Annotated in this window: 9 protein-coding genes; 3 read left to right on the forward strand and 6 right to left on the reverse strand. The window is 66.2% G+C overall.

Annotation, left to right across the window (positions count from 1 at the left end; translation table 11 throughout):
* Positions 1–22: 22 nt before the first annotated feature.
* Complete coding sequence (locus M1D32_RS11605; RefSeq protein WP_458778827.1) at positions 23–511, forward strand: DUF3093 domain-containing protein; 489 nt, start codon at positions 23–25, stop codon at positions 509–511.
* Between the two features lie 125 nt (positions 512–636).
* Here the strand turns inward: M1D32_RS11605 and M1D32_RS11610 are convergent, their stop codons facing one another.
* On the reverse strand, positions 637–936 hold the full coding sequence (locus M1D32_RS11610; RefSeq protein WP_163163146.1) for a DUF4193 domain-containing protein: 300 nt from the start codon (positions 934–936) through the stop codon (positions 637–639).
* Between the two features lie 227 nt (positions 937–1,163).
* Between M1D32_RS11610 and sepH the strand changes: the two genes are divergently transcribed.
* Positions 1,164–2,534 carry a septation protein SepH gene (gene sepH, locus M1D32_RS11615; protein WP_458778828.1) on the forward strand — a complete coding sequence of 457 codons (1,371 nt, stop codon included), beginning with the start codon at positions 1,164–1,166 and terminating at the stop codon, positions 2,532–2,534.
* Positions 2,535–2,591: 57 nt separating this feature from the next.
* Here the strand turns inward: sepH and M1D32_RS11620 are convergent, their stop codons facing one another.
* The 5 genes from M1D32_RS11620 to M1D32_RS11640 form a co-directional block, all read right to left on the reverse strand.
* Complete coding sequence (locus M1D32_RS11620) at positions 2,592–4,382, reverse strand: HNH endonuclease signature motif containing protein (protein WP_458778829.1); 1,791 nt, start codon at positions 4,380–4,382, stop codon at positions 2,592–2,594.
* Between the two features lie 381 nt (positions 4,383–4,763).
* Complete coding sequence (locus M1D32_RS11625) at positions 4,764–5,501, reverse strand: thymidine kinase (RefSeq protein WP_458778830.1); 738 nt, start codon at positions 5,499–5,501, stop codon at positions 4,764–4,766.
* The gene (locus M1D32_RS11630) at positions 5,494–6,717 is read right to left on the reverse strand and encodes an alkaline phosphatase family protein (RefSeq protein WP_458778831.1); all 1,224 of its coding nucleotides are present in this window, start codon (positions 6,715–6,717) and stop codon (positions 5,494–5,496) included. Before M1D32_RS11630 ends, M1D32_RS11625 begins: the two co-directional genes overlap by 8 nt.
* Positions 6,717–7,460 carry a DUF5998 family protein gene (locus M1D32_RS11635; RefSeq protein ID WP_458778832.1) on the reverse strand — a complete coding sequence of 248 codons (744 nt, stop codon included), beginning with the start codon at positions 7,458–7,460 and terminating at the stop codon, positions 6,717–6,719. The genes M1D32_RS11630 and M1D32_RS11635 overlap by 1 nt, the downstream gene beginning before the upstream one ends.
* Before the next feature lie 41 nt (positions 7,461–7,501).
* Positions 7,502–10,186 carry a bifunctional acetate--CoA ligase family protein/GNAT family N-acetyltransferase gene (locus M1D32_RS11640; RefSeq protein ID WP_458778833.1) on the reverse strand — a complete coding sequence of 895 codons (2,685 nt, stop codon included), beginning with the start codon at positions 10,184–10,186 and terminating at the stop codon, positions 7,502–7,504.
* A gap of 76 nt (positions 10,187–10,262) precedes the next feature.
* Between M1D32_RS11640 and M1D32_RS11645 the strand changes: the two genes are divergently transcribed.
* Complete coding sequence (locus tag M1D32_RS11645; protein ID WP_458778834.1) at positions 10,263–12,773, forward strand: DNA gyrase/topoisomerase IV subunit A; 2,511 nt, start codon at positions 10,263–10,265, stop codon at positions 12,771–12,773.

Below are 12,773 nucleotides of genomic sequence, written 5' to 3' on the forward strand. Positions count from 1 at the left end.
GCAAAGATGGAAAGCTGGGCACATGCCCGAATCAAGCTCCTCCGCGCCCGTGCCCCAGAAACCGTCCTCCGGGGCTGCGGTGATCTATAAGGAGAAGCTCTGGCCCAACGTCTGGATCTGGATCATCGCTGCAGGCGTGGCAGGAGCGGGCATCCTGGTATTTGCACCCATCAGCACAGCAGCCGGCTTCACTGCTGCCGGCGTGCTTTTCGTCATCATGGCAGTGCTCCTGGTCCTGTCCACCCCGGCCATCGTGGTGACCGATGATTCCCTGACCGTTGGCCGGGCCAGCATCGAGCGCCGGTTCGTGGGCGCAGTTGAGGCATTCCGGGGTACGGAAGCAACAGCCGAACGCGGGACCCGGCTTAACGCCCTCGCCTACCTCTGCATCCGCGGCTGGATCGACCCCGTAGTCAAGATCGGGATTACGGATCCCTCGGACCAGACGCCGTATTGGCTGGCCTCCACCCGCCGCCCCGACGAACTGACGGCGGCCCTGTCACGCCGGTGACGTGCCCTTCGGCGGCTCTGCAACGCCGGTGACAGGCCGGCTCAGCCCGCCTGCCGGCGTCGCGATAACTGCCCTTCCGTTGGCCGGTTTATCACGGTTGCAGGTGCTTTGAACCTGCCCGCAGGCTAGCCTTCGCACTCCTTGCAGTAGAAGCGGCCGTCCTTCTCCCGGGCAATTTGGGAGCGGTGCCGGACCAGGAAGCACGAAGAACAGGTGAACTCGTCCGCTTGGGCGGGAACAACCTGAACCGTCAGTTCTTCTCCGGAAAGGTCTGCGCCGGGCAGCTCGTAGCCTGCGGCAAGATCGCTTTCGTCTTCGTCCACCACCGCAACCGGTTTGTCGGAGCGCCGGGTCTTCAGCTCTTCGATGGAATCCTCTCCGAGCTCTTCCTCAGACTTGCGCGGCGCATCATAATCGGTGGCCATTGTCGCCGTATCCTTCTTCCTTTTTTGCCGGCCTGTGAACAACACCCTGCATAACGCTGGATGATCCGGGTTTGTGCCCGGCCGGGGCGCCTCCTTCCCCTCCGCGGGCAAGCGCCTATACCCAACCCCGGGCCGGAATATCGCGGCGCGCCCTGCCCCTTGAGCCAAAACGGGATCAGCGGGTGGCAGAGTTTCGATTGATAGTAATGCCAGGGTGGAGGATTTGTATGCAGGATCTACGGCTTGTAGGCGTGCACGACGACGGGGCGCATCTCCTGTTGAGCGGTGCCGGCGGCGAGATGTTCCAGCTGCCGATCGACGAAGCGCTGAGGACCGCGACCAGGTCAGCCGCGAGGCCGCCGGCCGAGCGGTCTGCCATTCCCATGTCTCCCAGGGACATCCAGGCCCGGATTCGGGCCGGTGCGACTGCTGCGGACGTGGCGGAACTCTCCGGCCTCCCGCTGGCGAAGGTCGAACGCTACGAGGGGCCTGTCCTGGCCGAACGGGAGTATGTTGCCCAGCAGGCACGGAAGGTTGAGGTCGCCTCGCCTTCGCCAGGCCACGATATCTACCGGTCCGCATTTGGGGACAGTCCCGCCACCCTGGATGACATGGTTGCGCACCGGCTGTCAGCCCATGGCATTGATCCGTCCACAGTGGAGTGGGATTCCTGGCGGCGCCAGGACGGTACCTGGACGGTCTCGGCCAGCTTCGAAACCAATTCCGACGGTAAGGCCGGCATCGGCGAGGAGCCGCCGGCACTATGGACGTTCAGTCCTGCCAGGAAATCCCTGCAGAACACAAACCGATGGGCGCAGCAGCTCAGCGAGCTTGAGCCCTTGGACGGACCAGTCCCGGCGCGCAGGCTTTCGGCCGTCTCCGACCGTCCCTTCGACTTCGAAACCGACGCCGATTCCGCCCGCCCTTCACCCCGTCCCGGCCCCGAGGCCGAGCAGGCGGATGGCAAGGAATCAGACGGACTCCTGGACATGCTTCGCTCGCGCCGCGGACAGCGCCTGGGTGTCGACGAGGATTCTGACGACGCTTTGGCGCTGCTCCTGACCCACGGCGTGCCTGCTGCCCACCCGCGTCCATCGGAAGTAGTACCTGAACCGGAGGAGCCCGGCGACGAGTCGCAGGATGACACCCCGGAATCCCCTGCCGCACAGGCCACTTCCTTTACCCGCCGCCGCGATGCCAGGCCTTCCATGCTGTCCCGGCTTAGCCTCATTCCCCCTCACCGTGATGCCATGGAAGACGCTCTAAAGCTGCACGACGGCGTGAGTACTGATACCCGCGAAATCACCATTGTGGCGTCCCCCCGCAGGCCCTCCGGCAGCACCCCCGTCCCCGGAAACGGGGATGTGAACGGCACCCGTGATGGCAGTGGCGACACCGACGGCAGTCCTGTTAGTGGCGGAGGCTTGAACGAGCTGCTGGGCGGGAATCCTCGGCGGCAAGCTACGCGGAACGAAGACAATTCCCCCGTTACAGGCCAGCTTCCGGAGACTGGCGCTCCTGAGCGCCAGCCGGGCAGGCCCAAGCGCTCCAGCGTCCCTTCTTGGGACGAGATAGTCTTCGGTACTCGGGGCGACTAGCGCCCAAGCTGCAAACGTTCGGAGCCTGAAGCTTCACCTTCGTTCTTGTTTTCCTGACTAGGCGTGGACCGCCATGGCCAGCATCAGGTGCCACTCGGCGAATGGGTCCTCGGGCAGTTCGTCTTCGGGGACTCCGGGGTCCTCAGGGATGTCGAAGTCCGGCAGGTCTTCGAGGGGCGGGTCCTCATAGGCGGTTTCGGAACACGGCATGCCTTGTTCCGGCAGACCTGGATTTTTGCCACACATATTGGACAGCTCGAGGTCCAGGTGGGGCAGAGCCGAATGAGACATTCGAGGGCATTGAACGCCGCCATCACCGTGTAGCCCGTCCGTAATCGATTCCGGCGCCAGCCATTCCGGCCACGCTGGTGGTTCCCAGTCCTGGTGTTCGCTTTTATAGTGTCTCCCGGTGGGTGAGGTCCAGCCGGGTGGTTCCTTTTTGGTGGCCGATGCTGGTTTCCAGGCGCTCGTGTGTCGGAGTTTGTGGTGTTTCGGGCAGGGCTGGCCGAGGTTTGATATGCCGGTGGTGCCGCCCTTGTGCCAGGCGAGGAGATGGTCCGCTTCGTTGTCCAGGGAGCTGTTGTTGCAGCCCGGGAACGGGCATTTACCGTCCCTCAACCTAAGCCAGTTCCGCATCGCTTTGGTTACCCGGTAGTTGGTGCGGCCGATCTCCAGTGGCCCCCCGTCCCGCGGATCCACCAGCACCCGGTAAAACGAGTCCGCCCCGTCAGCGACCAAATTCCGTGCCACCGAGGCGGGGATGGGTCCTGACCCGTCCAGCATCGCCGGCTCATCGGTCTGGCCCAGCAGGGAGAACACCGGCACGGTAACCAGGACCTGCGCCCGGATCGAAGATCCCTGCCCCGGACCGGTTTCCTCCCCACCGCCACCGGCGCCGCGGGCACTGCTGGCCCCGCCGTTTCCAAAACTATTTACGGCGCCGTTACTGGAACTGTTTCCGGCGCTGATGCCGGGCCCGGTGTCGAGGAGCCCTGAAGCGAAGTTGTCGGCCCGAAGCTGGGTCAGGGTGCGGGGTTCGTCCGGTCCCTGCATTTCCCGGGAGATGGCGGTGAGCCGGTCCCAGATCGCCGACGCCTGGTCCGCGGGCAGGCAGGCTGCGACCCAGCCCATCCCGTCGTTGTCCGGCCAGTACTCGACCCGCCGGTCCGCCACACTCTTGGCGTGCCGCTTCTCCAGGCTCTCCGGGTGGTGACGTTCCCGCCAGGCCCGGGCCTTGGCTTTGAACCGGTACGCCGGCATCTCCCCGACCCTGGCGGCTGCGGCCGGTCCCGGCGTGTCCGGGTCCAGGAAGTGCGCCTCCAGCGCCTCCGCCCCGGCACGGTCAAGGCTCACGGTTTGGTCCACCATGGCCCGGGCGTGCGCCCAGGAAACCGTCCCGGCCTGCAAAGCTGCCAGGGTCCGGGGCAGGGAGGTGGTCAGGGCGTGGGAGTCGGCGAGCAGGGCACCGGCGGCGCGGTCACCGATCGACAGCACACACCCGACCTCAGCGACCAGGCTCCGCTCCTGCGCCGTCGCCTCATACGGCGACCGCACAGGAGCGTTCAGAGCTTTTGTGGCCCCGGCGAACACGGCCACGGCCTGTGTCTTCACCGCCGCCAGTTTCGCTTCCGACCGCCCCACCACGGCAAGAACAGCCAAAGCCCCATCAGCAACCCGCTGCAACGGGTCATCATCGAAACCCGCCGCAGCCTCAGGCACACCCGCCGCCTCGGGTCCATCACTGGCACCGGAAACAGCAGTATCGCCGCCAGCCAGCGCCGCCATGAACGCAGCGACAGCAGCCTCAACAGCCGCCTCCGCCTGCACTACTGCCGGGTTCGTTTCCATACCCCCATCATGGCGAGGGGGTCTGACAAAACAGGGCCCCTACGCAGGGCTCAGGAAAAGACTTTTCGATATTTATGGAAACGGCGCGTCAAGGCAGCCAGTAATCGCGCGTCGCGGAGTGGTAGCAGGCCGCAGCTTGCCTCGGTACCCGAAGTCCAGCGAAGGTGCCGGGGTCATTTGTGTAGCTTGCGTCAGAGCGACGAAGGAGCAGCAAGCGGCAAATGGCCGCGGTACCGGAGCAGCAACTCCCACCCGGAGCAGGAGGTGGCGTCAGACCTGCGTCAGGTGCCGGCACCGGAGCAGCACCCTCCCAACGGGCAGGAGGTGGCGTCAGACCTGTGTCAGGTGCCGGCACCGGAGCAGCTCAGCCCGGTGCCTGCTTTAAGCCCCGGTAGCCCCGTCGGCTCCGGCTCCACCTGAGCCCCGCCACAGGCAGGCATCGACTTCGAACGGCAGCAGCGGGTCCTGCTGGCCCATCAAGGTGGCGCCATGGGCAGTAACACGCCGCATGTAGTGCCTTCGGCAAAGCGTCTCGTAACCCACAACGGGGACGTGGTCGCTGCCCCACGGTGCGGCAGTGTCACCCGCCATGTCCACGTCGCCCACCACCACCTGCGCGCCCTCGGTGACCATCACGCCGTCGACGGTCCGCGCATTGTGGGTGGCACGCCGGCCGCACCAGCACAGCGCCTCCACCTGCAGCACCTGCACCCTGTCCGCGAGTTCGACAAGCCGCTGGGAACCGGGAAACAGCCTGGTACGGAAATCGGCCGTGATACCAAACGCGAACACGTCCACGTCAATCTCGTCCACGACTTTCGCCAACTGTTCCACCTGCTCCGGCGTGTAGAACTGGGCCTCGTCACAGATCAGGTAGTCCACCCGCTGCCCCTGCGTACGCCGCAGCATGACTTCCTCCCAGAAGTCGGTGCCGTCAACCACCTCAACTGCGTCTGTCTGCAAACCCAGACGGCTGGAGATCCGTGATTCGCCGGCACGGTCGTTCCGGCTGAAGCGCACTCCTCCGCGGCCCCTGGCACGGTGGTTGTGGTCCATCTGCAGGGCGAGCGTCGACTTACCGCAGTCCATGGTGCCGGAGAAAAAGACCAGTTCAGCCACGGCGGGGACTCCTGCCGCCGGCCGTGAAGCAGAGCAGGGGGACCTCCCGCTCGGCCTTGGTGAGCGAGCCGTGCTGACCCACCACTTCCATGGCGGTGGGCCGCACTCGGCGTGTGTCATACAGGGCGACGGCGTCCCTCGCTGCGATCATGACGTCGCCGATCCGGCCCTCGACGGCGGGACGGACGGTGCCGAAAAGGCCCGCAGCGAGTGCTTCTTCGCGGGTGAAAGCCCACACCTGCCCGCCGAAGCGTGCCCGCCAAGCCGAAAGCAGGCGTTCCCGGACGTCCTCCCCTGCACCGTGTTCAAGGTAGAGATGGACCATCCGCGGCTCCCCTGCGGTATGCCGGACCCCTTCCACCAGGGCAGGCTCTGCGGAGAAATCGATGCGCTGCTGCTCGGGGACGTCCAGCATGCCGTGGTCCGCCGTGAGCAGGATGGTGGTGCCGGCCGGGAGGGAAGCGTTGAGCCGCTTTACGGTCGCGTCAAGCTCTTCGAGCTGGTACTCCCATTGCTCGGACTGGCAGCCGTAGCGGTGCCCGGCCTTGTCCAGCTCGTTGAGGTAGAAGTACATCAATGATGGATTAGCGGAGGACATGGCCTCGGCCGCAGCTTCCGTCCGGGCGTGCGCCGTGGTGGCCGAGATGAATGTGCCGCCCCGCAAGGCTGCACGGGTCATGGGCGAGCCGCCGAACTGCGGGAGGCTGACGGTGGTGACGTCCACGTGTTCCTGGGCGCGTTCCAGCACAGTGGGGAACGGCTGCCACGTGGCGGGGTCGACGCCGGGATCCCAGTTTCCGAGCAGGTTGACTACCTTGTCCTGCTCCGGGTCCAGCACGTCATAGCCCACCATGCCGTGCTGGCCTGGCGGGAGACCGGTGCCGAAACTGGCCAGGGCGGCTGCGGTGGTGGAAGGGAACGCGGAATCCAGCCAGACGGGCACGGCCCCCTGACCGGCCTGGATGACTGAGCGCAGGAAGGGCGTGTGGGCCGATTTCTGCTTCAGCAGGTTCCGGCCGAGGCCGTCGGCCAACACCACGCACACGCGTGAGGCGGCAGGGAGGCCAAGGGTGTTCTTAAACCCTTCAACCCCCAGGCTTGCCGCGGCGCTGGTGAGCACGTCGGCGATGGAGCGCTGTCCGTAGGCAGGCGCCGGCGGGAGGACAACCTGGGGCTGGGCGGACACGTTAACGTTCAGGTGGCGGTCTTCGGGCATCAGCGCTGCTGGTGCCCGCGGCTGAGGCGGTTGCCGAAGACTCCTGCGCGCGGCCGCGGCGGCATCGACTGCACGTGCGGCTGAGGAGCGGGGGAACCGGTGTTGACGGCACGAAGTGCGCGGGCGAAAAGTTTGGCGTCCTGCACTGCCTGCAAGCCGTCCGCTTCGGCACTGATGCGCAGGACGATGTCCTCCTGGGCGATGGTTCCGCTGTAGCCGTGGTCCGCTTCGCACTGGGGATCACCGCAGCTGGCAGGACCCATGTCCAGCCGCTGGCCGCCGGACCAGGCAATGGACAGCGTTACTTCGCGCACCGGGTCCGAGGGCTTGTAGTTCTGCGGCTGCGAGTACATATAGCTCAGCACAACAGACCGGATCTGGGCCACGGGAACGGATTCGGTGGAGATCTGGGCGACGATCTGCTCGCCGGCCTCGTCCAGCTGCTGGTCGTCTACGTGGGTGATCACCAGCATGTCCGAGGTGAGCACCAGCACCGTGATGTGGCGCCGGACTTCAGCACGGTCGAAGTGGGTTTCCAGGTGCACGAGGTGAGCCACACAGTCGCGGCCGTCCAGGGCGTCATCGACGACATCGGCCACGAGGCGGGGGTAGAAGCCTGCCTTCTGAAGGGCGCCTTCCAGGCTCTGGCCCTGGGCGCTGTGGCTGTGTGAGCTGTGGTGGCGGACTGCCTGGGTTTCATTGCCGGGCGTTTCGGGCGCCGACGCGGGAGGCTGTGAGCTCATTCCCCCATTTTCACAGATCGGCCGGTCACTTGCTAACCGAATCAGCCCAGCATGGCACGCCGCGCGCTGTCTGTCCGCTGGGCGGCATTGCCGATGCGTACGTCAGCAGCCAGGGTGGTGGCTCCCGAGGTGCCGCACAGGACGGGGTTGAGTTCCACCAGGGCGATTTCGGGGTGGTTGTCCTTGAGCCAGGCGAGGCGGCCCGCGAGGTCCTCAAGCGCCTTGACGTCCACGGCCGGCAGGCCCTGGTAGCCAAACAGCTTCTGCGCCGCACGCGGGGCGCGGATGAAGTCGTCGACGTCGGCGGCCGAAAGCGGCGGCACCCGGTGCGCCCAGTCGTCCAGCAGGTTCACGGCGTCCCCGGCGAGCCCGAACGAGATCACCGGACCCAGCAGCGGATCCTCGATGGCCCGGAACGTGCAGGCCTGCCCCACCGGCGCCATGCTTTGTACTTCCAGCGCGGGGTCCCCGTAATTGGCAAGCACGCGACGCATTTGCAGCACGTTCAGCCGCAGCGATTCCGCATCCTGGATATCCAGGCGTACCCCGCCGAGATCCAGCCGGTGCCGCAGCGCCGGATCGGTTGTCTTCAGCACCACGGGCCAGCCCAGGGCCTCCGCAGCCTCAACGGCCTGGTCTGGGTTGTCAAAGCCCACCGAAGGCAGCACCCTGATCCCGTAATGCCCCAGCAGTGAGGCCGCGGCTGCCGGGTCCAGCTTCTTCAGCTGCTCACCCTTGACATCCCTGAGCAGGGCTTCGATCTCCGCCCGGGCAAGCTCGGGGTTGCACCCTTCGGGTTCCACGAAATGCCCCTGGTCCCGGGACACCCATTCGGCGTAGCGGACCACGGCAGCGAGCGCAGCGACGGCTGCCCCCGGATTCGAAAAGCAAGGGACCATATGTTCCCCGGACCCCAGCATCCCCTCCACGGATATGGAAGGGTCGAGGATGCCGGTGAAGGCGGCCACCACCGGTTTTCCGGCTGTTGCCGAGCATTCGGCCAATACTTCAGCGATGCTGTCCACGGTCAGCCCGCGGGCAGGGAGCAGCGCCGCAACGGCCGAGTGGACGGCGTCGGACTCGAGTGCCTTGAGCAGGCTGGCCCTCAGGGCGGGCAGGGCAATCGACTGGCCGGCGTCGAGGTCCACGCCGGTGACCAGTTCCGCGGCGATGAGGCCCTGCGAAGACGCACTGTCCGCCACGACCTTGCCCAGCGCCTGGGAGTTGCTGAAGATGGCCAGTCCCGGGCCGGCGGGGAGCGGCTGCGCCGAAACTACCTGCGCGACGTCCACGAGCTGCTCAATGGTTTCCACCCGGATGACGCCGGACTGGCGCAGCATCGCGTCCAGCGCGCCGGAGGGCGCCTGGGTTGTCCGTACGGCGTGCCCGGGCGGCAGCCGCAGCCCCATGGCGTCAGACTTGGCCACGATGACCGGCCGGGTGCGCGCCAGCCGCCGGGCCAGGCGGGAAAACTTGCGCGGGTTGCCGATGGATTCGAGGTAGAGCCCGACGGCGGTGGTATCGGGATCGTCCTCCCAGTACTGCATCATGTCGTTGCCCGAGACGTCGGCCCGGTTACCGGCGGACAGGAACGTGGACAGGCCAAGCCGTCGCCGGCTGGAAGCGGCATACAGCGAGACGCCGATCGCCGCCGATTGGCTGAACAGGCCCAGCCCGCCCCGGAGCGGCAGGGTGGGCGCCATCGAAGCATTCAATGACACGTCCGGGTTGGTGTTCACGATTCCCAACGACGCCGGCCCAATCACCCGCATGCCGCTTGCCCGGGCCTGCCGCACCAGGTCCCGCTGGCGCAGCAGGCCGCGTTCGCCGTCGTCCGCGAAGCCTGCCGAGGCAACCACCAGTCCCCTGACGCCTGCAGCGGCGCAGTCCGCCACCACGGCGGGGACTTCTTCATACGGGACGGCGACGACGGCCAGCTGGACGGGATCCGGGACCTCGGAGAGTTTGCCGAACGACATCATGCCGGCGAGTTCCAGCGCTTCCGGATTAATGGCGTAAACGGGGCCGCTGAAGCCGCCCTCGATGATGTGCTCCAGGAGCTGGTAGCCGACGGTCCCCCACTTGCGGCTGGCACCGATCACGGCAATGGACGACGGCGTCAGCAGGTCCCGAACGCTCCTCGCCTCCGCGCGGTGCTCCCGGGATTCCATCACGGCACGCGACTTTTCAGTAGGGTCAATGTTGAACTCGAGGCTGACGACGCCGTCGTCAAAATGCCGCCGGACGTCGTAACCGGCCTCGGAAAATACCTTCAACATCTTGCGGTTTTCCGGCAGTACCTCGGCACTGAAGCGCCGGATCCCGTTTTCATGTGCCGCTGCGGCCAGATGCTCCAGCAGGATGGAGCCGATTCCCCGCCCCTGGTGGGAGTCGGCAATGTTGAACGCCACCTCCGCCTCGGTGGGGTCATCGAGCCGGTCGTAGCGCCCAATACCGACGATTTCACCGCGGATGGTGATGACGAAAGCCACCCGGTCCTTGTAGTCAACCTCGGTAAAGCGCTTGAGCTCCTTGCTGGACAGCCTGGCCTTGAAGGCGAAGAACCGCATGTAGATTGAATCCTGCGACTGCCCGACGTGGAAGGCCTGGACAGCGTCAGCGTCGGAGGGATGAATCGGCCTCAAGTGGGCTGTCCCGCCGTCGCGAAGCACGACATCGGCTTCCCAATGTTCCGGATATTCGCCGTCCCCGGGCTGATCCACCATAGGCTTAGCCTAGCCAAAAACTTCCGCAGCACACCCCCGTCAGCTGCACAGTACCCAGAAGGATTTACCAACCCCCATGGCCCGCCGCCAAAGTTCCGCCCCCGCTGTGGATGACAGCTCCGCCTACACGGAGAACATCGTGGATATCGATGTCACCTCCGAAATGGAAGGCTCCTTCCTGGAGTACGCGTACTCGGTGATCTACTCGCGGGCGCTTCCGGACGCCCGGGACGGCCTCAAGCCGGTGCAGCGCCGGATCCTCTACATGATGAGCGACATGGGCCTGCGCCCGGACCGGGGACACGTCAAGAGCGCCCGTGTGGTGGGTGAGGTCATGGGCAAGCTGCACCCGCACGGTGACACTGCCATCTATGACGCCATGGTGCGCATGGCCCAGGACTTCTCGCTGCGGCTGCCGCTGATTGACGGACACGGCAACTTCGGCTCGCTCGACGACGGCCCGGCCGCCCCGCGGTACACCGAGGCGAGGCTCGCGGCTGCTGCCCTCACCCTCACCGACCACCTCGATGAGGACGTGGTGGACTTTGTCCCCAACTATGACAACCAGCTCACCCAGCCGGACGTCCTGCCGGCCGCGTTCCCCAACCTGCTGGTCAACGGCGCCACGGGCATCGCCGTCGGCATGGCCACCAACATGGCCCCGCACAACCTCGTGGAGGTCATCTCCGCCGCCCGGCACCTCATTGCCAACCCGGGCGCCACGCTGGACGACATCATGCGCTTCGTTCCCGGGCCGGACCTGCCCAGCGGTGGACGGATTGTGGGACTGGACGGTATCCGCGATGCCTACGCCACCGGCCGCGGGTCCTTCAAGACGCGGGCCAAGGTTGAGGTTGAACAGCTTTCCGCACGCCGGACCGGCCTGGTGGTCACCGAGCTCCCCTACATGGTGGGCCCGGAAAAGGTCATCGAGAAGATCAAGGACGCCGTCAACTCCAAAAAGCTGACGGGCATCAGCGACATCGTTGACCTGACGGACCGCAAACACGGCCTGCGCCTGGTGATCGAACTCAAGAACGGCTTCAACCCCAACGCGGTGCTCCAGCAGCTCTACCGCTATTCGCCGATGGAGGACTCCTTCGGCATCAACAACGTCACCCTCGTGGACGGCCAGCCGCAGACACTGGGCCTGGTGCAGCTGCTGACCGTGTACGTGAACCACCGGATCGACGTCGTACGCCGAAGGACTGTCTTCCGGCTGGGAAAGAAGAAGGACCGCCTGCACCTGGTGGAAGGCCTCCTCATCGCCATCGTGGACATCGATGAGGTCATCCAGATCATCCGGTCTTCGGACGAGGCCGCCGCCGCCCGTGCCCGGCTGATGTCCATCTACGACCTCACCGAAATCCAGGCGAACTACATCCTGGAGCTGCGGCTCCGCCAGCTGACCAAGTATTCGCGGATTGAGCTGGAGAAGGAACAGGACGAGCTGCGCCGTGAGATCGCTGAGCTCGAGGCCATCCTCGGTTCCGAGGAGCGGCTCCGGACCCTGGTGTCGGACGAACTTGGTGCCATCGCCGAAGAGCACGGCACCCCGCGGCGGACCGTGCTGCTCGAATCCGAGGCCGTGTCCCCCACTGTCGCCGCCGACCTGGCGCTGGCCAACGGGAAGAAGGGCAAGGCAGTCCCGCTGGCACTGGAAATCGCCGACGACCCCTGCTGGGCCATCCTGACGGCCTCGGGCCAGATTGCGCGCACCAGCAACCGCGAACCGCTGGCAGAGGCTGGCCCCAGGACCAAGCACGACGTGTACACCTCCGTCGTCAAGACGTCCGCCCGGGGCGAGATTGCCGCCGTCACCTCGCACGGGCGCATGCTCCGCCTGCAGGTAATGGACATGCCCGTCCTGCCGCCGGTGTCCGGGCTGCCGAACCTCGCCGGCGGCGTTCCCGCCAAGGACTTCATCACCCTGTTGAAGGGGGAAACCCTGGTGGCATTCGCCCCGCTCGATGAAGTACTGGCCATCGGCACGGCCCAGGGAGTGGTGAAGCGGGTTCAGCCGGACTATCCGCTGAACCGCGAGGACTGGGAAGTCATTGCGCTGAAGGACAAGGACTATGTGGTGGGTGTCGCGCCGGCGGGAGCTGAGGATAGCGAACTGGTCTTCCTGACGAGCCAGGCCCAGCTCCTCAAGTTCGGCGCCGGCGTGGTCCGCCCGCAGGGGCGCACCGCCGGCGGCATGGCAGGAATCAAGCTCGCTGCCGGTGACCGCGTTCTCTTCTTCGGCGCCGTCCAGCCCAAGGACGAGTCCGCGGTGGTGGTGACCATCGCCGGCACGACAGGAGCACTCCCGGGCACGGCACCGGGCACGGCCAAAGTGACAGCATTCTCCGAGTACCCTGCGAAGGGACGCGCGACGGCGGGAGTGCGGGCCCACCGCTTCCTGAAGGGCGAGGACACACTGCTGCTGGCATGGGCCGGCCACGGCCCCGCGAAGGCTTCCTCGGCCGCCGGGGTGGCCCGGTCCCTGCCGCAGGAGCACGGCCGGCGTGACGGTTCGGGGATCCCGCTGTCCCAGCCGGTCGAGGTGGTAGGCCCTGCCATGGCCTGGCCGGATCCCGCTTAG

The organism is Arthrobacter sp. D3-16 (genome assembly GCF_054408515.1).

Excerpts from the sequence above, each read along its gene's own strand:
- M1D32_RS11605 (WP_458778827.1), top strand. The coding sequence starts at position 23 with ATGCCCGAATCAAGCTCCTCCGCGCCCGTGCCCCAGAAACCGTCCTCC.
- M1D32_RS11610 (WP_163163146.1), bottom strand. The coding sequence starts at position 936 with ATGGCCACCGATTATGATGCGCCGCGCAAGTCTGAGGAAGAGCTCGGA.
- sepH (WP_458778828.1), top strand. The coding sequence starts at position 1,164 with ATGCAGGATCTACGGCTTGTAGGCGTGCACGACGACGGGGCGCATCTC.
- M1D32_RS11620 (WP_458778829.1), bottom strand. The coding sequence starts at position 4,382 with ATGGAAACGAACCCGGCAGTAGTGCAGGCGGAGGCGGCTGTTGAGGCT.
- M1D32_RS11630 (WP_458778831.1), bottom strand. The coding sequence starts at position 6,717 with ATGCCCGAAGACCGCCACCTGAACGTTAACGTGTCCGCCCAGCCCCAG.
- M1D32_RS11635 (WP_458778832.1), bottom strand. The coding sequence starts at position 7,460 with ATGAGCTCACAGCCTCCCGCGTCGGCGCCCGAAACGCCCGGCAATGAA.
- M1D32_RS11640 (WP_458778833.1), bottom strand. The coding sequence starts at position 10,186 with ATGGTGGATCAGCCCGGGGACGGCGAATATCCGGAACATTGGGAAGCC.
- M1D32_RS11645 (WP_458778834.1), top strand. The coding sequence starts at position 10,263 with ATGGCCCGCCGCCAAAGTTCCGCCCCCGCTGTGGATGACAGCTCCGCC.